This window comes from Streptococcus anginosus (assembly GCF_001697145.1).
In the GTDB taxonomy this organism is placed as follows: domain Bacteria; phylum Bacillota; class Bacilli; order Lactobacillales; family Streptococcaceae; genus Streptococcus; species Streptococcus hominis.
Genome location: NZ_CP012719.1, coordinates 562,753 through 585,984, shown reverse-complemented (window position 1 = coordinate 585,984; position 23,232 = coordinate 562,753). Strand labels below are relative to the sequence as shown.

General features: G+C 38.5%; 17 protein-coding genes and 1 pseudogene. 3 read left to right on the top strand and 15 right to left on the bottom strand.

Going from position 1 to position 23,232, the window contains the following annotated elements:
- Nucleotides 1-293: 293 nt before the first annotated feature.
- The 9 genes from alaS to SanJ4206_RS02875 form a co-directional block, all read right to left on the bottom strand.
- Nucleotides 294-2,912, bottom strand: a complete 2,619-nt coding sequence (gene alaS / locus SanJ4206_RS02915) for an alanine--tRNA ligase (protein ID WP_003028145.1) — start codon at nucleotides 2,910-2,912, stop codon at nucleotides 294-296.
- 54 nt (nucleotides 2,913-2,966) lie between these two features.
- The gene (locus SanJ4206_RS02910) at nucleotides 2,967-3,449 is read right to left on the bottom strand and encodes an LURP-one-related/scramblase family protein (RefSeq protein ID WP_003028148.1); all 483 of its coding nucleotides are present in this window, start codon (nucleotides 3,447-3,449) and stop codon (nucleotides 2,967-2,969) included.
- Nucleotides 3,450-3,673: 224 nt separating this feature from the next.
- Nucleotides 3,674-4,612, bottom strand: coding sequence for a peptidylprolyl isomerase PrsA (gene prsA / locus SanJ4206_RS02905; RefSeq protein ID WP_003028152.1), 939 nt, complete (start codon nucleotides 4,610-4,612; stop codon nucleotides 3,674-3,676).
- A gap of 106 nt (nucleotides 4,613-4,718) precedes the next feature.
- A complete protein-coding gene (locus SanJ4206_RS02900) occupies nucleotides 4,719-5,402 on the bottom strand; it encodes an O-methyltransferase (protein WP_003028154.1) in 684 nt (227 codons plus the stop codon).
- Nucleotide 5,403: 1 nt separating this feature from the next.
- Nucleotides 5,404-7,206, bottom strand: a complete 1,803-nt coding sequence (gene pepF / locus SanJ4206_RS02895) for an oligoendopeptidase F (RefSeq protein ID WP_003028156.1) — start codon at nucleotides 7,204-7,206, stop codon at nucleotides 5,404-5,406.
- Nucleotides 7,158-8,189 (bottom strand): competence protein CoiA, encoded by a 1,032-nt coding sequence (locus SanJ4206_RS02890; protein ID WP_003028159.1) that lies wholly within the window; start codon nucleotides 8,187-8,189, stop codon nucleotides 7,158-7,160. The genes pepF and SanJ4206_RS02890 overlap by 49 nt, the downstream gene beginning before the upstream one ends.
- 284 nt (nucleotides 8,190-8,473) lie before the next feature.
- The gene (locus SanJ4206_RS02885) at nucleotides 8,474-9,643 is read right to left on the bottom strand and encodes an MFS transporter (RefSeq protein ID WP_106382586.1); all 1,170 of its coding nucleotides are present in this window, start codon (nucleotides 9,641-9,643) and stop codon (nucleotides 8,474-8,476) included.
- 78 nt (nucleotides 9,644-9,721) lie between these two features.
- Entirely contained in the window at nucleotides 9,722-11,098 is a 1,377-nt protein-coding gene (locus tag SanJ4206_RS02880) for a DUF1958 domain-containing protein (protein ID WP_022525369.1), read from the bottom strand.
- A 115-nt stretch (nucleotides 11,099-11,213) separates the two neighbouring features.
- Nucleotides 11,214-11,921, bottom strand: coding sequence for a glucosamine-6-phosphate deaminase (locus tag SanJ4206_RS02875; RefSeq protein WP_003028166.1), 708 nt, complete (start codon nucleotides 11,919-11,921; stop codon nucleotides 11,214-11,216).
- A gap of 306 nt (nucleotides 11,922-12,227) precedes the next feature.
- On the opposite strand from SanJ4206_RS02875, the gene queA reads away from it, so the two are divergent.
- Together queA and SanJ4206_RS02865 are read left to right on the top strand one after the other, a co-directional pair.
- Nucleotides 12,228-13,256: a tRNA preQ1(34) S-adenosylmethionine ribosyltransferase-isomerase QueA gene (gene queA / locus SanJ4206_RS02870; RefSeq protein ID WP_003028171.1), complete on the top strand. Its 1,029-nt coding sequence runs from the start codon at nucleotides 12,228-12,230 to the stop codon at nucleotides 13,254-13,256.
- A 10-nt stretch (nucleotides 13,257-13,266) separates the two neighbouring features.
- Complete coding sequence (locus SanJ4206_RS02865; protein WP_003028172.1) at nucleotides 13,267-13,740, top strand: arginine repressor; 474 nt, start codon at nucleotides 13,267-13,269, stop codon at nucleotides 13,738-13,740.
- Nucleotides 13,741-13,954: 214 nt separating this feature from the next.
- Here the strand turns inward: SanJ4206_RS02865 and SanJ4206_RS02860 are convergent, their stop codons facing one another.
- The gene (locus tag SanJ4206_RS02860) at nucleotides 13,955-15,664 is read right to left on the bottom strand and encodes a C69 family dipeptidase (RefSeq protein WP_003028174.1); all 1,710 of its coding nucleotides are present in this window, start codon (nucleotides 15,662-15,664) and stop codon (nucleotides 13,955-13,957) included.
- A 467-nt stretch (nucleotides 15,665-16,131) separates the two neighbouring features.
- On the opposite strand from SanJ4206_RS02860, the pseudogene SanJ4206_RS09910 reads away from it, so the two are divergent.
- Nucleotides 16,132-16,478, top strand: a pseudogene (locus tag SanJ4206_RS09910) (ISL3 family transposase); the annotation flags it as partial.
- Between the two features lie 132 nt (nucleotides 16,479-16,610).
- Here SanJ4206_RS09910 and SanJ4206_RS02855 read toward each other — a convergent pair.
- From SanJ4206_RS02855 to arcA, 5 genes are all read right to left on the bottom strand, one after another.
- On the bottom strand, nucleotides 16,611-17,945 hold the full coding sequence (locus SanJ4206_RS02855) for a dipeptidase (protein WP_003028178.1): 1,335 nt from the start codon (nucleotides 17,943-17,945) through the stop codon (nucleotides 16,611-16,613).
- A gap of 24 nt (nucleotides 17,946-17,969) precedes the next feature.
- Entirely contained in the window at nucleotides 17,970-19,472 is a 1,503-nt protein-coding gene (locus SanJ4206_RS02850; RefSeq protein ID WP_022525370.1) for a YfcC family protein, read from the bottom strand.
- Nucleotides 19,473-19,709: 237 nt separating this feature from the next.
- A complete protein-coding gene (gene arcC / locus SanJ4206_RS02845; RefSeq protein WP_003028182.1) occupies nucleotides 19,710-20,657 on the bottom strand; it encodes a carbamate kinase in 948 nt (315 codons plus the stop codon).
- A gap of 289 nt (nucleotides 20,658-20,946) precedes the next feature.
- Nucleotides 20,947-21,963: an ornithine carbamoyltransferase gene (argF, locus tag SanJ4206_RS02840; RefSeq protein ID WP_003028184.1), complete on the bottom strand. Its 1,017-nt coding sequence runs from the start codon at nucleotides 21,961-21,963 to the stop codon at nucleotides 20,947-20,949.
- 23 nt (nucleotides 21,964-21,986) lie between these two features.
- Complete coding sequence (arcA, locus tag SanJ4206_RS02835; RefSeq protein ID WP_003028185.1) at nucleotides 21,987-23,216, bottom strand: arginine deiminase; 1,230 nt, start codon at nucleotides 23,214-23,216, stop codon at nucleotides 21,987-21,989.
- Nucleotides 23,217-23,232: the final 16 nt, after the last annotated feature.

Below are 23,232 nucleotides of genomic sequence, written 5' to 3'. Positions count from 1 at the left end.
TAGCTGTATGAAAGCGTTTTATCTTCAAAACCATTTTACCATATTTTTATAAAATTGTAACTATCAAAAATATAAGTGAATCGTAAGGAAATTGGAATAACTATCTTTTTCAGTCAAAAAATCTTTATAAAACACCACAACCTAACAGTACAAATAAAAAAACGAATAATTCCGATGTTCTGACTAACAGAATATCGAAACTGTTCGTTTTTTTATGCAACTCTCTTAGATTTTATTTTTTGAAATCCTTGTAGAGCCAAGCACAGATCTATCTCGCTTAAAGTAATATGACATTATAATTTTTCAGGAACAGCTGCAAGTAATTCTTGAATAGCTGCTTGGTTGCTTCCTCCAGCCATAGCCATATCTGGTTTACCACCACCACGACCATTTACGATTGGAGCAAGTTCCTTGATTAAATTGCCAGCGTGAATATCTTTTGTTTTGCTAGCTACAAGGACATTGACTTTCTCGCTAATAGCTGCCACAAGGACAAGAACATCTGAATAGTCTTTTTGTTTCCAAGTATCGGCAAACGTACGAAGGGCTCCAGCATCGGATACAGAAACTTGACTGGCAATAAAGCTACATCCGTTAACTTCGTGAACGTTCTTGAAAATTTCACCTGAAGCAGCGGCTGCTGCTTTTTCTTTCAGTTCAGCATTTTCTTTTTGCAATTGACGAAGTTGTTCTTGCAAAGCTTCAACTTTACGAGAAACTTCTTTCATTTGTGGAACTTTCAATGTCGTTGCAATAGCTTTCAAAGCATCTTCTTCCTCACGGTAAGCTTCAAATGCTTCTTTGCTTGTCACAGCGAGGATACGACGAGTCCCTGAGCCAATTCCTTCTTCCTTGACAATCTTGAAAAGACCAATTTCAGAAGTATTCTTCATGTGAGTACCACCACACAGCTCAATAGAATAATCTCCAATTGTCACCACACGAACTTCTTTGCCGTATTTTTCACCGAAGAGAGCCATTGCTCCCATTTCTTTAGCCGTATCAATGTCTGTTTCAATCGTTTTGATGTCAATGGCTTCCCAGATTTTTTCATTGACTTCTTGCTCAATGCGACGTAGTTCTTCTGCTGTAACTGCTTGGAAATGAGTGAAGTCAAAGCGAAGAAATTCTACTTCATTAAGAGAGCCTGCTTGCGTTGCGTGTTTACCTAAAACATTGTGAAGAGCCGCATGAAGTAAGTGTGTCGCTGTGTGATTTTTCATAACACGGTGACGACGATTGTGGTCAATTTCAAGCTTATATTCTTGGTTTAGCGTGAGTGGTGCTACCACTTCTACCGTATGGAGCGGTTGTCCATTTGGGGCTTTTTGAACATCTACAACTTGGGCAATGAGTTGACCTTCAGAGTCAAAAATGTGTCCATGGTCTGCCACTTGTCCCCCCATTTCAGCATAAAATGGTGTCTCTGAAAAAACAAGGTAAGCCTTCCCAGTTGAAACTTCTTCAACTTCTTCGTCAGCTGCCACAATCGCAACCAACTTCGCAGATAAAGCCTCTTTTTCATAGTTAAAGTGGCTTTCAGCTGTAATGTTTTGCAAGGTTTCATTTTGCATGCCCATAGATCCACCTTTAACAACACTAGCCCGTGCGCGTTCTTGCTGCTCTTTCATAGCAGTTTCAAAACCTTCACGGTCTACTGTCATACCTGCTTCTTCAGCGATTTCTTGGGTCAATTCTACTGGGAAACCATAGGTATCGTACAGTTTAAAGACATCCGTTCCTGAAATAACAGACTGTCCTTTTGCCTTTAACTCTTCTACAATGCTTTGTGCAAAGTGTTGACCTGAATGAAGCGTACGAGCAAAGGACTCTTCTTCACTTTTGATGATTTTTTCGATAAAATCTTGCTTTTCAAGCACTTCTGGATAATAGCTTTCCATAATTTTTCCAACAGTTGGAACAAGTTTATAAAGGAAAGGATCATTGATTCCTAATTTTTGACCATGCATCGAAGCACGACGGAGCAAGCGGCGCAAAACATAGCCACGTCCTTCATTTCCTGGAAGAGCACCATCCCCAATAGCAAATGACAACGAACGGATATGGTCTGCAATGACCTTGAAGCTCATATTATCTCCGTCTGGATTATAATTCTTACCGGATAATTTTTCTACTTCGCGGATAATTGGCATAAAGAGGTCTGTTTCAAAATTTGTTTTTGCCCCTTGGATAACCGCCACCAAACGCTCTAAACCTGCACCTGTATCAATATTTTTGTGAGGTAGCTCCTTATATTCACTCCGTGGGATAGATGGATCTGCATTGAATTGGGACAAAACAATATTCCAAATTTCAATATAACGATCATTTTCAATATCTTCTGCAAGCAAACGAAGCCCTTGATGTTCAGGGTCAAATGCTTCCCCGCGGTCAAAGAAGATTTCTGTATCTGGTCCAGAAGGTCCTGCCCCAATTTCCCAGAAATTGTCTTCAATTGGAATCAAATGGCTTGGATCGACACCAACTGAAATCCAACGATTATAAGAATCATGATCATCTGGATAGTAAGTCATGTAGAGCTTGTCTTTTGGAAAATCAAACCAATCAGGACTAGTCAAGAGCTCAAAAGCCCATTCAATCGCTTCATCACGGAAATAATCACCAATAGAAAAATTTCCTAACATTTCAAACATGGTATGGTGCCGCGCTGTTTTTCCGACATTTTCAATATCGTTCGTCCGAATCGCTTTCTGCGCATTGGTAATCCGTGGATTTTCTGGAATAATAGTCCCATCAAAATACTTCTTTAACGTTGCAACCCCAGAATTAATCCACAGCAAGGTCGGGTCATTGACTGGTACTAGACTAACAGACGGTTCGACAGCATGACCTTTTGAAGCCCAAAAATCTAGCCACATTTGGCGTACTTGAGCACTTGATAATTGTTTCATTTTCTTCTCCTTAAAACATTTCTCTAACTGATTTTTCTATTGCCCATGTGAGTTTTAAGAACTACTTTCAAGAGCTTCTACATAGTCAATAGCCACACACAATGAAATCACTAAATCCGCATAGGCATCTTCATAAACTACAACTTGATAAGTGGACATCAGGTGCAAGAGTTCTTTTGAAATCTCTGCAATCACTTGTCCCTGCGCATCCAGCAGACGAAATTCTAAATCCCAGATATTCCCCTCGATGCGCAGACCTAAGTTGTCAAATTCATATTTATCTCGTAAAAAAGTAAGCTTTTTACGGATATAAAAACTCGAACCATTGCGCAATTGAATTTCAAATTGAGGTAAGAAGGTTAGCACAGTCTTTTGAATTTGGCTGACTACTTCACCCTTGTCATCATAAATCGTAAAGGTTTTGGGAATTTTTAAAAAGCTCCCCTCCACTTGATACTCAATGTTTCCACGATCGTCTTTGATGTCAAACTTCTCACCACCAAAGCGAAATTTTTGTTTTACAAGATAGGTCTTCATGACATTCCTCACAAAAAGACAAGTCCACTAGACGAAGGGCGAAAAACCGCGGTACCACCTTCATTCAATGAACTTGTCATTCTCATTATGTATGCAATTTTTTTCTTTGAGTAGCATGATTTTTGTTCTTACATGGCTTGCAGCACCGCCAATTCTCTGGGCTAAGAGGTCAAAAATCAATTCTCAATAGTCCTATTATACTCACTTATGAGCTTTTCGTCAACTTATTTTGATGAAGATGACGAACTAGATGTTGATTTGCTATCTGACTTGACATATTGTGAGAATAGACTTTGGAAAGCTTGATCTTTCACTTTAATATTGGCTGCTTGTAATTCTTTGGCAACAATTTTTTGGATAAAGGTTCGATCATTTTGCTTTTGTGTCAAGATAACATTTTTCAGTTGTTTCTTGTAGTCTTTCCAATTCGCTGATTTTTCAGACTTACTATTTAGTCTCACAATGTAATAACTTGAAGAATAGGTTGATGATTTAACGGTGATAACATCAGAAATACCATTTGCTTCAAGAGCAAAAGCAGCCTTTTTAACAGCATCTGGAACATCTGTTGAAGCCGAGTCAAACTTCACTTCGCCACCCTTATCTTTTGTCTTCTTATCTGTAGAATTTTCTTTGGCAATTTGTCCGAAATCAGCACCTTCGGCTTTTGCTTTTGCCAATACTTCTTTTGCCTTGTCTTGGTTATCTACTTTGATGATTTGAGCAGTCACTTCTGGTGTATAAGATTCGTATGCTTTTTTATAATTTGCATCTGTCAATTCTTTTTCAGCTGCTTTTTTGACAGCATATTCGACCAATTTATTGGTTCTGATTTGTTCACGATAAGTATCTTCCGTCAATCCTGCTCTTGCCAATACTTGTTGGAAAGCAGTTCCGTAAGTGCTCTTACTCTTATTGAACGTTTCATTGACTTCTTTTTCTGTAACATGTTTACCATAACTCTTTTCAAAAACTTCCTGAATGGTCATATTGAGAAGTACTTGTTGAGCGGCTGCATTATTTTTCACTTTGTTATAGAAATCATTGACAGTGATTGTATTTCCTTTCATTGTGATAATATCTTTACCACCAGCTTGCGAGCACGCCGCTAATGTTACAACTGACAAAAGCGTAATGGCTCCTGCTAGAATTTTTTTCTTCATTATGAAAACTCCTTTTTTTAATTCACTTTCTTATTGTACCATAAAATAGATTTAATATCTTAAATTTTCCTAAAAACTTTGAAAGTTTAGGAAAATATTAAGAATCTCATTCTTTTCTAATCATCAGAATACCGTCGCCAAGTGGTAGCAAGGTTGTAGTCAAGTCAGGTTGATCTAGTGTTTTATCAAATAATTGGTGCAAGCCTCGATAAATCGTTCGTTGACCTCTACGCACTTCCTTAATGTCTTTCACTATATCACCACCCTGAAAAACATCATCTATGATGATAATCCCTCCTGAAGCGAGGCGCTTCAGAACTTCCGGCAGAAAGACAACGTATTTGGACTTAGCAGAGTCCATAAAGACAAAGTCATAGCAATCTTTCAAACTAGGAAGAATATCCATTGCGTCACCTTCTAGCAATGTAATTTGCTTGCGCTTATCAAACTTAGCAAAGTTCGCTTTAGCAAAAGCAATCATTTCTGGATTGCGATCAATCGTTGTAATTTGAGCCTGCGGTGCATGTTCTGCCATTAAAAGAGCTGAAAAGCCAATGGCTGTTCCAATTTCCAAAATCTTTTCTGGCTGTAAAGTTTCTAATAGAAAACGAAAATAGGCAACTGTTTCATGAGGAATAATGGGAATATTTTCTGCATGAGCAAAAGTTTCGAGCTCTTTTAAAGAGCCCGAAACTTGTTTTTGCCGTGTCCGCATAAAATCGACGATTTTTTTTTTGACAACGGGACGACGCATATTGTGATTAGCATTTTTACTATAGGATTCGACCATTTTATGCCAATCCTAACTTTTCTACGAGTGCTTCAAATTCATCAAGACGACGCTCAAAGACTGCAAAGGCAGCATTGAGATAGTCTTCTTTTTCCATATCTACACCAGCTTTTTTAATGACATTTAGCGGATAATCAGAATTTCCTGCTTTCAAGTAGTTGAGATACTTCTCTTTATCTTCTTGCGTTCCGTTAACAATCTTATCAGCTAAGGCAGAAGCAGCTGAGAAACCGGTTGAGTATTGGAAAACATAGTAATCATAGTAGAAATGCGGAATCCGTGCCCATTCGTATTGAATTTGTGGGTTGTCCTCTTTCGTCAAACCATAATATTTTTCATTCAAATCTGCGTACAAATCATTCAAAAATTCACTCGTCAAGACTTGACCTTCTTGGTCAGCTTTGTGAATGGCATGTTCAAACTCGGCAAATTGAGTTTGGCGGAAAACAGTTCCACGGAAACCGTCCAAGAAATGATTCAGAATCGCAAAGCGGGTTTGATCGTCATCTACTTCTTCCAATAATTTCTCCGTAAGGATATTTTCGTTGGTCGTAGAAGCAATCTCAGCTAAGAAAATAGAATAATCTCCGTAAACGTACGGCTGATTTTCACGAGTGTAGCTGGAATGCATGCTGTGACCAGTTTCATGAACCAGCGTAAAAAGATTGTCCAACGTATCTTGCCAGTTGAGCAACATAAAAGCATTGGTATCGTAAGAACCACCAGAATAAGCCCCAGAGCGCTTGCCTTGGTTTTCATAAACATCAATCCAACGATCTGAAAAGGCTTCTTTTACTCGACTTAGATAATCTTCTCCAAGGATAGCTAAGACTTCTTCTGCTTTCGTCAAGGCTTCCTCATAAGTAAATTTGTAATCTGCTTCTGACAATGGTGTATAGAGGTCGTACATTTTCAAATCAGAAAGACCTAAAATCTTTGCACGTAGCGCAATATAGCGATGTAAGAGTGGCAAATGTTTGTTGACCGCAGACACTAAGCTATCATAAACACTTTCTGGAATAAAGTTAGCAGACAAGGCAGCTTCACGCGCAGAAGAAAAATTACGAACTTTGGCATTGTAATTATGAACTTTAACATTCGTTTGGAGTGTCTTAGCATAAGTGTGTTGGTATTGCTCATAGACGCTGTAAAGCGCTTCATAAGCTTCCTTGCGGACTGTACGATTTTTCGACTCCACTAGACTGATGTAATTTCCGTGCGTCAATTGCACTTCATTTCCTTCTTCGTCGTGTACGGTTGGAAAGACAATATCGGCATTGTCCAAGATTCCAAAAGTATCACCCGCAGCACTGAAGATTTCACCAGCACCTGCCAACAATTCTTCCTCACGCTGAGAAAGGATATGAGGTTTCTTTTGCAGTAGTTTATCAAAGAAGTGCTGATAGATTTGCAATTCAGGCTTTTCAGCTAAGAAAGTCTGATATTGCTCGTCTGTGATTGCCATAAATTCTGGTTCATAGAAAGCAAATGCCTGTCCGAATTCACTATAAATAGCCATACCCTTGGCTTGGTATTCTTGGTATTTTGCCACGCGCGTATCTTGGTCATTTTTCATGTGAGCATAGGAATAGAGCTTTTCTATGCGACGCATTAAGTCCAATTGGATTTCTGTTGTTTTTAAAAGGCTATCAGCCGAATCCAAAAGATGACCTGCTAAGCTGCTGGCTTCTTTTAATTCTTTTGAAACTTGACTTAACTCTGCCTCAAAAGCTTCATCTGTTGGGAAAATCGTTGTTAGGTCCCAAGTGTATTTTTCTTCAATTTCATTTCTTTGTTTTGCCATAAAATTTCCTCCGTCCTTCCTATTCTATCATAAATATTGCCAAAAATCTTTGCATAAAAAGCTGGGGGATAGAGAATTTGGAGATTTTTATTTTTTTCTTTTTCATAATAAGCTGAAAATTGCTGGTAATAAGGTGTGAGATCTTGAAAAATCTGGCAGAAAGAGCTGGAACGAACAGGTTGAACCTGCGGATAAAAGTCATTAGCTGTTTTGGTTAATAAATTATCACCCGCTTGGTACAATTCTGCTTGCCATTTCATCCATTTGGGCTGCTGATAATAGAGCTGCTGACGCACATAACGGCAAATATTTTTATCTTCTTTTGCCAGAAAACTCGTCATCTCCTGCTTGCAAAATGGCTGACGAAAGATGTCTAAAAGATTTCCTTTGCCAAAAGCAAAATTTTTTTCCTTATACTGAACCTTGCCATGCAAATCTTCATGAATCAAGTATTTAAGCCTCAAAAGCTGTTGCTGTTCATCTACTTCCCACAGATGAAAGCCCATATTTTGACTAAAATAGAGAAAATCCTTTTGTAAATTGGTCAAGGCATTTTTCAGCCAAAGTTTCTTTCCCAAGAGCCAAAGAACGCGATAGCCATACTGACGATAACTGTCCGTACGCTCTTTTAAGCGTTTTTGACTAAGCGAACTGCATTGAACTTCAAGTGCAATTTGTTTTTCAACTAACAAATCTGCGATTTGCTGCAATTCTGGTAAATAAGCTTCCACTTGAATCGCATGATTGGACTTTCTAGCCCAAGTAAACAAAGCAGCTTTCAGATTTAGGTGTTCTACACTTTCATTTTCCGTAGAAAAATGGCAGTTTTTCAAGGAAATATGAGCAAAATGCGGTCGCATCACCTTGCCATTCTTAAATCGTACCGCTTCCTGACAAGCCGGGCAGAGAAACCTATCCAACGGATTTACCGTATCTTCCACAGCATTTAGCATTTTTCCGTTTTCCTGACAAGCCATTAACATAGATTATTTTCCCCTTTTACTTAAATTATTCGTAAAAAAAGAGTAAAACAGAACTAAAATTTGATAATTTTTAATTCTGTCTCACTCTACAGCTTGAGAGACTATTGAGATAGTGAATGACAAAACGATGTTTTCGTCAAAAGTGCTCTTTTGAGCTTAAAAAGCAAACAACGTTAAGACTCGCCTCATGAGCCTTATCCGGAAACTAATTCGTCATTGCTTTATTATACAATATGCTATGAAACTGAAGGTTTTCGTCCCAGCTTTTTTATTCTTCTCTTGTCTTAGCCGAATAAGTTTTGATTCTTTCGCTCTGGAATTTTTAAAAACGCCACAAGAATAATAACAGCAATCATCACACCAGCTAAGAAAAAGCTCATCATTTCATAGCCAGACTGGTCTATCAAATCGCCTGCAATATTTTGGATAAGAATGGTTCCCAAATTTCGGGCTGTTTGAACAAGGGCAATGACTGTCACCAGATATTTCTCATCTACTACGTTAGCAACAATCTTCAAAGTCACCATAATCAGCAACATGCCTGTGGCGTGCTTAGACATCAAAGTCAAGAGAATCTTGGAGGTAAGCCCCAAATCCAACCCATAAATTACATACTGTAAAAGCAAAATTCCCAAAGGAATGTAGAGCAATTTTTTAATTGGAATCTTATCCATAAAAAGATAAGAAAAGAAAATCAACGGCGACTCACAAATCACAGAAATAGCTACCACAGTTGTTGCCATATTGACACTTAAACCGCTGTGCTCTAACATAGAAGGAATATAAGTATGCCCTGTATTTCCCACTCCAGAATAGAGCGCTACAATAACGAGGTAAAACAAATATGTTTTATTTTTAAAAATCTGTCCAATATAGGAATCATTTTTCGTTTGTTTAGTCTTTTTGCGAGGTTGATCGTGTTTCGGATCAATCCCTAGCACTCCAAGAATGCTCACACACATCATGCCGATAAACACGATGAAAATCGCTTGAGGAGAGATGAATTTATAAATCAATCCTGCCAATTGCGAACCCATTGCATAACCAAAAGTCCCCCAGATACGGATTTTCCCATAAGTATAAGGACTTTGAGCCGCCAGCACATCCATAACAGGATTGACACCATTTACCAACATTAAAACAGCACTATACCAAATTGTCAACAGCAAGAGATTATTGGCTTGCATGAAACAAATTGCTCCCACAATAATCAGAAGGAAACTATAAATGGTTACTTTTTTAATGCCAATCGCGTCATTCAAAACACCCATAATAGGCTGCACAATCATTGAAGAAAAGAACGAGACGGAAACAACCAGCGAAACCTGACTAGCTGAATAGCCTTTATCCAACATATAAACTGAAATTAAAGTCGAAAAAAGCGAATACGATAAAAAATAAAAATCATACATCAAAAAATAAGCAAAATAGCTATTTTGAAATTTCCTAAACATGATTTTCCTTCCCCTTAAAAAAGGTGACAAAACTCGACTGGATCAACCAATCGAGCTTTCTATTCTACAAATGAGTAATTAACGTTTCTGACGACGAGATAATTGTGTATCGTTAGTCGTACGCTGTTTTCTTCTTTGCTTACGTTTCGTTGCTTCAAAAACGACAATGAGCAAAAGAATAAGCAACGGAACTGCGACCAGAATGTGATAATCTAAAAAGAGTTGCTTCAAACTTTTTCCGCTAGATTTTGCTGTTGTAGTTTTTACAGTTGATTTAGCTGTACTGTTTTTAATTGCTGTATTTTTTACTTCTGTGACATTATCTCCGTTTGAAATAAGCGAAGAAAGTTGCTCCAAACCATTATCATTTTTCAATACGTCATTTTCCACAACTGCTTTTGCTGCTGTGCCTTTTTTCACTGTTGCATAGAAATCTTTTGACAGGTTATATCTTTTTCCATTGATTGTTTGTTCTCCAGCCTTGAAAAATTTTTTGTACTCATAATCAGCATAAGCTTTCTCAATCAAGGCATTGCCAAATGGATGGCGGTAATATTCTCCGTCTTGGTCAGACCAATTCCCAACTCCCATGATAACACTAATCAAGCGTTGTTCTCCACGCTTAATTGTTGCTATGTAATTAAAAGCCCCTTGTGGACTTGATCCTGTCTTTAAGCCATCAACCCCCTTTATAGCATATCTTGCACCAGGAAGTGAGTAATTATAGGTTTCAAAGGTTTCTTCATACGGCGTTCCCTTTTTTACCGTTACGACTGGTTTATTGGTGTAATTTAAAATATTTGGATAATTCTTGACGAAATGGTACCCTAAAATGGCTAAATCGCGCGCCGTTGTCTGATTGGCAGCATTATTATCATAACGTTGTGGCGTGTATAAGCCTTTAAAAGAAACCGCTGCAGCTCCACTGGCATTAAACCATTTTGTATTGGTCATGCCCAACTCTTTTGCTTTGGCATTCATCATGTCCAAAAATGTATCTGGATCATTGTTTGATAGATAATTCGCCAACATAACTGTCGTTGCATTTGAAGATGGAACAGCTGTCATCGTAATCAATTCAGAGACAGTATAATCTACTCCCGCCACAATTTTATTGTTGGAAATTTCGTAAATTTTGGCAATTGCTTCATCACGTGGTGTTGCTTTGATAACTGTATTTTCGCTCAACTTTCCTTGCTGAATTGCTTCAAAAACTAAATACAAGGTCATCAATTTGCTCATACTGGCAGGATCACGAACTTCATCAATATTGTCTTGCCAAAGGATATTTCCCGTATTAGCATCTACTATCAAGGATGATTTCGGACGATTGATTGGATTGACCTTCTCGTTTGGATACATTTTTTGCGCCATATCAACTAACTCGTCCGCATGAATAGTGGTTGTTCCCACACACAACACAAAAAAACAAAAAATAGCTAACAACTTTTTCACTAGAATCCTCCTGAGTTCTCACTTATCTTCTAGTATAGCATATTTTTCCTGTAAGATAAGGAAATTTTTTTAAATAATAAAAAACCTACCTAAAAATTAGATAGGAAATAGATTCTTATTTTTTTAAAATGCTTAAGGCTTCTTTATCTGCGATAACAACCACATCTTCATGTTTTTGAAGAGCACTTCCAGGCAATTCTTCTGTAATCGGTCCTTCTACTGTTCCTGCAATCGCTTTAGCTTTTGAAGCACCATAAGCAAATAAAATAATAGATTTTGCATCGAGAATATTCCGAATCCCCATTGAGTAAGCTTGCGTCGGTACATCTTCTATTTTATCAAAGAAACGAGCATTGGCTTCAATAGTTGATTGCTCCAAATCCACTACATGAACAGTACTATCAAAGCTCGTTCCCGGCTCATTAAAACCAATATGTCCATTTGTACCAATTCCCAAAATTTGCAAATCAACAGGATGTTCTGTCAAGATTTGGTTGTAACGTTTCACTTCTGCTTCCGCGTCTTCAGCAACACCATTTGGTAAAAAGCTTTCTTTAAAAGGCTTTTGATTAAATAAATGTTCTTGCATAAAATAACGATAAGACTGAGGATTTTCCCCACTTAATCCTATGTACTCGTCTAGATTCACACTGGTTAAACCTGACAAATCAAGGTCACTTTCAACAATTTGCTCATAAAAACTCAAAGGACTGCTTCCTGTTGCCAAACCTATCGTTTTTGCTCCTTCAGCTAATTTTTCTTTTAACAATTCAAAGGCTACTCTGCCACCGGCTGCTTGATTTTCTACTTGAATAATTCTCATCGTTGAGCTCCTTTTCTTTACTTAATCATATTATATGGTATAGACCAATTTTTGTCAAGAGAATTTGTTTCTTTTTAAAAAATCCACGCTTGTTTGCAAGAAAAATCGTGTTATAATAGAAGAATGTTAGTCTATTTATTCTGTTTATTTTTGTTAGGAGTTGCTTTTGTCATAACTGCACTCCTTCTCAAAACCAAGCGAATGTGGCATTATACCTTACTGATTTTAGGTATTTTACTCATGTGCCTGCCACTTGTTGCTTCTTGTTATTCATTATGGATTTTATTTACAGCTTAAGGAGAATGTATGAATACTGCTGATTTTGACTTTCATTTACCAGAAGAGTTAATCGCACAAACACCTTTAGAAAAGCGAGATGCTTCTCGCCTTTTAGTAGTCAATCACGAAACTGGTCAAATGGAAGATACTCACTTTGATGCCATTATCGACCAATTAAATCCCGGAGATGCTTTGGTTATGAATGATACGCGCGTCTTACCAGCACGCCTTCATGGTGAAAAACCTGAAACAGGCGGACATGTTGAATTACTACTGTTGAAAAACATCGCAGGGGATGATTGGGAAGTGCTAGCGAAGCCAGCCAAGCGCTTAAAAGTCGGAGCTGCTATTTCTTTTGGCGATGGACGATTGACTGCAACTGTCTTAGAAGAATTAGAACACGGTGGACGAACTGTACGTTTCCATTACCAAGGGATTTTCTTGGAAGTGCTTGAAAGTCTGGGCGAAATGCCATTACCGCCTTATATTCATGAAAAGCTAAAAGACCGTGAGCGCTATCAGACTGTTTATGCTAAAGAAAATGGCTCAGCTGCTGCTCCTACTGCCGGGCTTCATTTTACCAAAGAGCTGCTGGCTCAGATTGAAGCCAAAGGTGTGAAATTAGTCTATCTGACGCTTCATGTCGGGCTAGGAACCTTTCGTCCTGTCTCTGTAGATAATGTAGACGAACACGAGATGCACTCAGAATTCTATACATTGTCTGAAGAGGCAGCTAACACGCTTCGACAAGTTAAAGCTAGTGGACATCGTGTCGTTGCAGTTGGAACAACTTCTATCCGTACACTGGAGACAATCGGTTCAAAATTTAATGGGGAAATCAAAGCTGACTCCGGCTGGACCAACATTTTTATCAAACCAGGTTACGATTGGAAAGTCGTAGACGCTTTCTCTACCAATTTCCATCTGCCCAAGTCAACTCTCGTCATGCTCGTTTCAGCCTTTGCAGGTCGAGAATTAGTGCTCTCTGCTTATCAGCATGCCATTGATGAAAAATACCGCTTTTTCAGCTTTGGAGATGCTATGTTTATAAAATAATAGGTGAAATATGAATAAAATTGAAAGCCGTCATCGACTCATTCGCTCGCTTGTCCTAGAGAAAAAAATTCACACACAACAAGAATTACAAGATTTGCTTTCAGCAAATGGCGTTACAGTGACGCAATCCACACTTTCTCGAGACATTAAAGCTTTGAACTTAGTAAAAGTACACGAAGCAGATATTTCTTATTACATTATCAACAGCATGGCGCCTTCACGCTGGGAAAAGCGCTTGCGCCTTTACATGGAAGATGCTTTGATTATGCTGCGACCCGTTCAAAATCAAGTTGTTATGAAAACGCTCCCTGGTTTGGCACAATCATTCGGCTCTATCTTAGACGCTTTGGAATTTTCTGAGATTGTTGCAACCGTCTGTGGTGATGATGTCTGCTTGATTATCTGTGAGGACAATCAAAAAGCGCAAGACTGTTTTAACAAATTAAAACAATTTGCACCCCCGTTCTTCTTTAGTAAAGATTAAAAAGCTAAGGCTGGAATTTTGTGGTTCTATAATTTCTGTAGTGGGTGAACTCTGCTTCAGAGATTATAGAGTTATTCTTTTGGCTTTCGGAGCTTTGACAACTTTAAGAAACGCATTCTCATCACCTTAAACATCAAAAGAGAGAGAACGAATCTCGTCCTCTCGCGATGTTAGCTGACATCAACCCACTACAGTTGACAAAGAGCCATGCTTTTTAATCTTCTTTTTTCATATTTAATCGTTTGAAAGCGATAAATCCAGGAATAATCACAACTAATGCTATGATTAGCATGAAACCAAGTTGATTGGAATCAGTCTTCTTCGATTCTGATTTTGTTGTTCCAGCATCTTTTTTATTTTTTTCATATTTTGCCAGTAGGTTTGCTTTGTTATAACCAGTGTAAACAAGATCAGCATCTTTGCCTTTTTTCTCTTTAATTTTTTCTTCCATTTCCTTTTCAACGGATTTGATTTCTTTAAAGATTTTTTCAGAGCGTTCAAGAGCTTCTTTTGTCACTTCAGGTCCAGCAGCTTTAGCTTGTTCAGCTGTATATGCCTCATATTTTGCATCCCTTTCAGCCTGGTCTTTAACCCACTGATCTTCCATTGTTTTCCATTTTTCTTGGATGCTAGTGCCAAAGATTTCCGGATACTTCATCACCATTTGGTCAATATGCCAAACAGACCAATACCAAGATTTACCATCATATTTATCTGATCGTGGTTTAAAGGCTTCATAGGTATCTTCAACGTTACCATAGAATGGCACATACGGTGTATTTCGACTTTGGGCAAGACCTAACCAAACAATACCCCCAAATTCACTTGGAAGCTTAGATGTAATTTGATAAATATGAGCATCAATAACATTTTCGTTACCTAGGGCATATTTGTAAACATTTTCGTCTTTTTTCTTGCCAACTTCTACCAAATCATCTGCCTTAAATTGAGGCAGGTGTTCAAAACGATTCCGTTGTTCCCCAATGACATCCTGAACAGTATATTTTTTACTTGGATTACTTGGAGTACGAAGTAAATCATAGGTTTCATCTTTATAAGTAACTGGAGAATTTGGATCCATCCATTTGATACCAGCAAAAGTCCGAGAACGGTTACGTTCTGCATATTCATCAGGTCCATAAGATTTAGCAATATGGAATTTACCGTCTTTATCCGTCTTATAATGGTCTGCTTTTTTCGCTACTTCCTCCACCCCTTTAGAGGCAATGACGTTTTCCCTATCATTAAAATCAACATTGCCAAGATAATAAGTATTCGCGAAAACAGCATATTTGTCTTCTGGGAATTTAATAGCAACATATTGATGACCAGATAGTATCTCCATATACCAGAGCTCTTTTTGGTCAGCAACCATGATGATATTGCCTTCAGCAGAGCCTTTTTCTTCGATAGCCTTAGCGACAATTTCAATTCCTTCCCGAGCTGTTTTAGCACGAGGTAAAACTAAATCAATCATCGATGCTTCAGGCAGCCCGTCTTTCACAAGCGGGTCAGCCTTCAAGACCTTGTCATTTGGTGTCGCAGAAACGGTTCCTGTCATTGATACACCAACTTCATTAAAACCATGAGCTCCAAAATTACCGTTGCTACCGTCTCCACGCGCTGCATCATAGGTTGCTGTATATTTCATCTCATTGGCCAAATGTGGATAAGTAAATCCATTTGACTCATCTTCGATCTTATCGCCTTCTTTATAAGTTGCAGCTGGCACAACAACATAGTTCTGATTATGTTTACCTCCATCTGGCGGATAAGGATAATCTTCCGTACGACCATAGAGAGTAGAACCATCTGCGGTTAGTCCCTTACCTACAATGAAACCGGAGCAGGCCTGTGCTACCTGAATAGGTAATAAGGACAGCAACATAACACCGAACATCAGTTTTAGTAAAATTTTCTTCATAGTCTATCTCCTTTTTGACTATAAACAAAACTAAGAATATCTTAGCATAAACAAATTGAACCGTAATACCAACATTTCGTCTTAAGTATATCCTTTCAACACAGGAATTGCAAGCGGTTACACAATGTTTACAAAAAATCTTTTTTATGTAGAATATGTATGCTGAAAGACCAAAAGCATAAGAAATATCTATAGATTATATGAAAAAAAATAAAGTTCTATAATTTCTGTAGGGGTCACTCTACTTCAGAAATTATGGAGCTTTTTTAAACACAAAAAATGTCCTATATGACCTATCATGAAAGCAACTAAACTGACAATAAAAAGCATCTTAGGTATAGTCCCTGCCTAAGTAGCCATTTCCTTGCGCTTTCATCATTCTGAATTGTTTCTAAATTATCCAGCAGGACAGTCGGAAATCTTAATCATAAACGGTGTTATAGCCTCGCTTTTCGAATGTATAAATCCTCAACAAATTACTCTGCTATTCTGATTAATTCAGACAGCTCTATAAGCTTTATTCAGCTCCTGCTCTTTCATTTCCAGAAGAAACAAGCCAAGCATTTCTTCGAGCTCGTTGAAGAAACTCTTTCAGACAGTCTTTCGGAATTTTTTAAAAGATAGAATCAAGTTTATCAACACTCTTACCTTGCCCTACTCCAATTTCCAACAACCTCATCAAGGTTATTCAGCTAAACGCATTTAGTTTTAAGAACTTTTGAAGACTTTTCCCATTCTCATCGCTTTCAACATCAAAAGAGAGAGAATGAAGACATCCTCTCTTGTTGTTCGCAGAGTCAACCCACTACAATGACATTGAACTACCTTTGTTCAATCTCAGCTTTTCGCTATCAAAACCACATTGACGCAATGATTGATTGCTAGTTAGGTGGAAAATAAACTCTTGTGCAATTTACAAGTTCTTCTCATTCCCACTTTCTTCTAACTATTTTCCAGCTAAGCGATAAATCGTTTCAGCATAGATATCCATTGCTTTATACAAATCCTCAATCACAGTTCGTTCATTAGCTTGATGTTCTGTTTGCAAAGCACCAGGGAAAAGTGCGCCAAAGGCCACGCAATTTGGCATGGTGCGAGCAAATGTAGCACCACCAGAGGACACAGCAGGTCTGTCATCATTGGTTTTTTCTTTATAGACAGCCATTAACGTGCTGACCAATTCACTATCAAGCGGCACATATAATGGTGCAAGATAGTCAAACTCTTCATAACACAATTGATATTTTTCAGCAATTTGGCTTAATTCTTGTACTAATTTATTTTTGTCTGCAAGAACTGGAATCCGCATGTCAATCCGAATTTCAGACTTGTCTGGATTTATGGTTAATCCAGAGATATTGAAGGACAAGGTTCCTGAAGGCTCATCTGAAATTTCACCAAACAAGCGGCTGCCTGTGGCAACTTCCCCAACTACTTCAGCGATAAATTGAATGGCAGAGTGTTGAACAAGCGGATTTAGTCCTGTAGTCAAACGTACAATGGCGTTCACTCCTTCAGCCGCATCTTTTGAATGCTTAGGAACACCGATGACAGTGACTGTATCGCCTGACCGTTCATATTCAAATGTAGCTTTTTTTAACTCTGCTTCTAACGAATCTGCTAAATTTCCCGTATAGCTTGCTTTTGCAGGTACAACATTAAAGGCTTCTCCTGCCTCGATAGCAAGCGCTTGTGAACCAGGACCATGCAATTTAATTTGCAGCAATCCTTTTTCGGCATAGGTTAATGGAAAAGATGAGTCAGGCGCAAAACCAAGTGTTGCTGTTTCTTCTAGCTCATTGTAACGAGCCATACAGCGCCACAGCGTTTCTTCGTCTGTACCATAGATAAAACGAATCCGCTTGTTAAATGTCACACCCGCATCCATCAGTGCTTTGACAGCATAAAGTGCAGCTAGGGACGGACCTTTATCGTCCTGGACCCCACGCCCATGTATCCAACCATCTTTTATCGTCGCTTCAAATGGAGGAGTTTCCCAATCAGACAAATCTCCCGCAGGAACAACGTCTAAATGGCAGAGAACGGCCAGGAGTTCTTCTCCCTGACCGATTTCTGCATATCCATAATAGCCTTGAGGATCAATGTAAGTTTTAAAACCTAAACTCCTAGTGATCTCTAGCATTTTTTCTAAGACGTTTTGAATAGATTGTCCGAAAGGTGTTCCGTTTTCTCCTTCATTAAGAACTGATGGGTAGGAAACGATTGTTTTCAGCGATTCTAAATAATCAGACTTAATTTCTTCGGTTAAAAATTGTTTCATAAAGAACACCTCGTTATTTTCCTATTATAAGAACGTTCCTAAAATAAGAAGTAGAATACTTACTACAAAGATTCCTGCAACCAATTTTGCAACGAATTTCCACCAAGTACCCAAATCAATACGTCCAAGAGCAAGTGCCCCCATAACGATACCAGATGTTGGAGTAACAAGGTTCAAAAGACCAGAAGCAGATTGGTAAGCAGTGATAATCAAGCTTGCTTGCACATTGACGAATTTTCCAAGAGGTGCCATGATACCCATTGTTGCACTGGCAAGACCAGATGTTGATGGGATAAGGAATGACATTGGCAGATAGAAAATGTAAGTCAATACGATAAATACTTGAGATGATAGACCTTTCAGTCCTACTTCACCCCAGTGAAGGATTGTAGCCGTAATCATACCATCGTTCATGATGACTTGAATACCACGAGCAACAGCTACGATAAGCGCAACACTTAGAAGATCAGCCGCACCATTGATAAAGACAGTGATAAAGCGGCTTTCTTTCATGCGGTAAACAAAACCAATGATGATACCCATTACCATAAAGAGCATTGCCCCTTCTGGGAAGTACCAAGTACCCAAAGCAGATGTTGAACTACCAACAATCTTACCAATGAACGGAAGTCCAACCAACCATTTATTGAAACTTTCAAAAATAGTTACCTTCAAGTCTGTCCATGGAATGAAACTCATAATCATGAGAACAAAGGTCAAGACAAAGAGTACCAACACTTGTTTTTGTTTCTTGCTAAGAGTGGATTCTACATTAGCAACTGCATCTACATTAAAGTGCTTCAAATCTTCTTCACGATGACTGTAAACCAAAGATTTTGTAGGATCTTTTTGAATCTTATCTGCATAACGATATACGAAATAAGTACCCAAAGCTGTCATCACAACAAAGAAGATTAACCGAAGAACGATACCGTCACCAGTACCTACACCTGCTGTCGCAGAAGCTATACCTGTAGCAAATGGATTCAGAGTAGAAGCCAAACATCCAATTTGAGAACCAAGAAGGATAATAGCCACCGCAGTCAAACTATCAAATCCTACTGCCATCATAACTGGCACAAGAAGTGGATAGAAAGCCATGGTTTCTTCACCCATACCATAAGTTGATCCACCAAGGGCAAACAAAGGCATCAAGACTAAAATCAACATCTTTTCGCGACCCTTGTACTTCTTGACGATAGAAGCAATCCCTACATCAAGGGCACCTGTTTCATTCACTACTCCAAGGAAACCACCAACCATCAAGATAAAGAAGGCGACATCAATCGCTGCTGAAGTTGGTTCTTTTCCAAGCATAGCACGAATAGGAGCCATCAAGACATCCCAAATCCCTTGTGGATTTTGAGCAACGGTCTTGTAAGTTCCTGTAATCAGATTACCAGCTTTATCAGCATCGTATTGACCTGCTGGGATAATCCAGGTCAACACAGCCATAATTGCAATGATAATCATCAAAACGGTATAAGATGACGGCATCTTAAACCCTTTTTTTGCTTTTTCACTCATTTGTTTTCCTCCTAAATGTAACAAATTGTAAAAATTTAACCGAATCCCATTTTCAGAAAGCGCTTCCTTTGACTATATTTTAACATATTCATCTGGAAAAAACTAGTAATTTCCAAAAAAATTATCATTTCACAACAGTAAAATAGATCAAAAGAAAGCAAATCTAAAAATAGGAAACACTAACGTTGTTTTAAAAAGTTTTATTACAATTTTAAACGAAGCAATAATAACACTCTGTTATCCTTTTTCAATAATCGTTCCGCTTTCAGACTCAATTAAAGCGCCTAAGTTTTCAAGAGAAGTAATGACCGCTTCACCTTCTGGTCGATCATTTACAAAGGCAATAGCTGCTTGCACTTTAGGTAACATACTTCCTGGGGCAAATTGATTTTGCTTGATGTATTCTTCCAACTGAGCTACATTGACACGCTCTAACTTGGCTTGATCTGGTTTATTGTAGTTGACATAGACATAATCTACACCGGTCAAAACGATGAAGAGATCTGCTTCGACCAATTCCGCCAGACATTGTGAAGCAAAGTCTTTGTCAATTACTGCTTCTACGCCTGCAAGATGACCATTGTCTTCCTTGATGACGGGAATACCACCACCACCAGCAGCCACAACGACGTGTCCTGCATTGATGAGTGTACGAATGGTTTCAATTTCTTTAATTCCAACTGGTTTTGGTGACGCAACTACTTTTCTCCAGCCACGTCCAGCATCCTCTTTAAAAGTAGCTCCGCTCTTTTCAGCTTCTGCTTTTGCTTCTTCTTCTGTGTAGAATGGTCCGATTGGTTTGCTTAAATTTATGAAAGCAGGGTCATTTTTATCAACCACTACTTGTGTCACAACAGAAGCAACTTCTTTTTCAATTCCTTCTTCATGAAGTGCATTTTGTAGAGCGTTTTGCAACCAATAGCCAATACTTCCTTCTGTCATTGCAACAAGCGAATCTAACGGAAATGCTGGATTTTTTTCAGAATCTGCCGCTAAATGTTGCAACAAAAGATTTCCAACTTGCGGTCCATTTCCGTGAGTGATAATCAAGTCATCACCATTTTTAATCAGTTTTACAAGATGACTTGCTGTTTCTGCTAATGCTTCTTGTTGTGCTTTTGCTGACGGATCAGATGAAAGGATGGCATTCCCTCCCAAAGCCACAACGATTTTCCGATTTGCCATAAATAATTAGCCTCCTTAGAGTTTTCTCATTATAGTGTTTCAATTTCATTTTAGTAGTCCAAGATAGAATCCAGCTGCAACAAACGTAGGAATGAGGTTAGAATAGCATTGTCTCAGACTACATTTCTCTGAGAGTGACTGCATCAGTAATTATGGTTGTTTGTTCTATCGCCTTTTTCCTCTATTAACATCATACTAAAATGAACACGAGCACTATCAAAAATGAGGACTGGACTAAAGCTATTAGTCGCAGCCCTCATAGCTGTTGGTAAACGGTTTTGGTTTTAAATTATACTTTTGGAATATAAAGGTTACCAAGAGTTGCTGCCATAACTGCTTTAATAGTATGCATACGGTTTTCAGCTTGGTCAAATTGGCGAGCGTATTTGCTGCGGAATACTTCGTCAGTTACTTCCATTTCTTCAACACCGAATTTTTCAGCAACATCTTTACCATAAACAGTATTTGTATCATGGAAAGCTGGTAAGCAGTGTAAGAAGATCAAATCTTCATTGTCAGCTTTCTTAATCAAATCCATATTTACTTGATAAGGTTTCAACAGTGCAACACGTTCTGCGAATTTGTCTTCTTCACCCATAGATACCCAAACGTCTGTGTAAAGGACATCTGCACCTTTAACAGCTTCATCTGCATTGTCAGTAATTAAGACATGTGCGCCACTTTCTTTTGCATATCCTTCTGCCAATTTCACGATATCTTCAGCAGGGAAGAGTTCTTTTGGAGAGAAGATGTGCACATTCACACCAAGGATAGCACCTGTTACAAGAAGGCTGTTTGCAACGTTATTGCGTCCGTCACCACAGTAGACAAGAGTCAAGCCTTCCAAACGACCAAAGTTTTCTTGAACTGTCAAATAGTCAGCTAACATTTGAGTTGGATGCCATTCGTCTGTCAAACCATTCCATACAGGAACACCTGAGAATTCTGCTAATTCTTCTACCATGCGTTGGCTGAATCCGCGGAATTCAATTCCATCAAACATACGTCCTAATACTTTAGCTGTATCTTCAGTAGATTCTTTCTTGCCAAGTTGGATGTCGTTAGCTCCTAGGTATTCTGGATGAGCACCAAGGTCAATCGCTGCTGTTGTGAAAGCTGCACGAGTACGAGTTGAAGTTTTTTCAAACAAGAGAGCAATATTTTTACCTGCTAAGTAATGATGTTCAATATTGCGCTTTTTCAAATCTTTCAAATGAGCTGCTAAACCGATAAGATATTCTAATTCTGCACGTGTAAAATCTTTTTCTGCCAAGAAGCTGCGTCCTTGGAACACTGAGTTTGTCATTCTAATTATTCCTCTTTCTAATCTTAAAGTTCTTCACGTTCAAATGGCATTGACATACAACGAGGTCCACCACGACCGCGAACCAATTCACTTCCGCGAATCTTAATCAAACGAAGTCCGTATTCTTCAAGAATCTTATTTGTAACAACGTTACGGTCATATACCACTACCACGCCTGGTGCAATTGTAAGGGTATTTGAACCGTCGTTCCATTGTTCACGAGCAGCAGCAACAGTATTTCCACCACCACAACGAATCAAATGAACTTTGTCAATACCAAGATTCTTAGCTAACAATTCAGCCAAATCGCCTTTTTCTTCTGCAATATGAAGTTTTTCATTTTCATAAGTAACAGAGTAAACGCGAAGGTCGCCTTCAATTTCTGGGTGAATCGTAAATTTGTCATAGTCAACCATTGTGAAGACTGTATCTAAGTGCATGAATTTACGATTATTAGCAAATTCAAATGCAATCACTTTCTTGAAGCCAACATTCTTCTTGAAAATGTTAACCAAAAGTTTTTCAATAGATGCTGCGTCTGTACGTTGTGAAATACCTACTGCAAGGACATCTTTAGAAAGAACGAGTTCATCTCCACCTTCGATACGAGTTGTTTCTTCACGGTTATAAACCAAGTCAACATTGCCACCATATACTGGGTGGTATTTGAAAATGTATTTACCATAAAGTGTTTCACGATTACGTGTATCTGAGTACATGTGGTTCAATGACACCGCATTACCAATTGTAGCAAATGGGTCACGTGTGAAGTACAAGTTTGGCATTGGGTCAATCGCAAATGGATAGTCGGATTCTACCAAGTCTGTCAAGCCTTTAGCTTCTTCAGGAATTTCTGGCAATTCTGCTTTTTGGAAGCCTGCCATTGTCTTTTCAACCAATTCAAGGTTGTCTTCTATACCATGAAGAATGTCGCGAATAGCAACTTTGGTTTGTGCCCCGCGAATATTTGCTTCATCAAGATATTCTTCAATAAATTCGTTACGAATTTCTGGAGAAGTCAATGATTCAGCGGCCAACTTTTCAAGGTAAAGAACTTCAATACCTTCTTTACGAAGAGCGTCTGCAAAAGCATCATGTTCTTTTTGAGCGTCTTCCAAAAATGGAATATCGTCAAAAAGCAGACGTTCCAAGTGATCCGGCATCAAGTTTTCCAACTCTTTACCAGGACGATGTAGCATAACTTTTTTCAGTTTTCCTATTTCTGAGAAAACATGAATAGGATGTGTAGACATCTTATGTCCTCCTCTT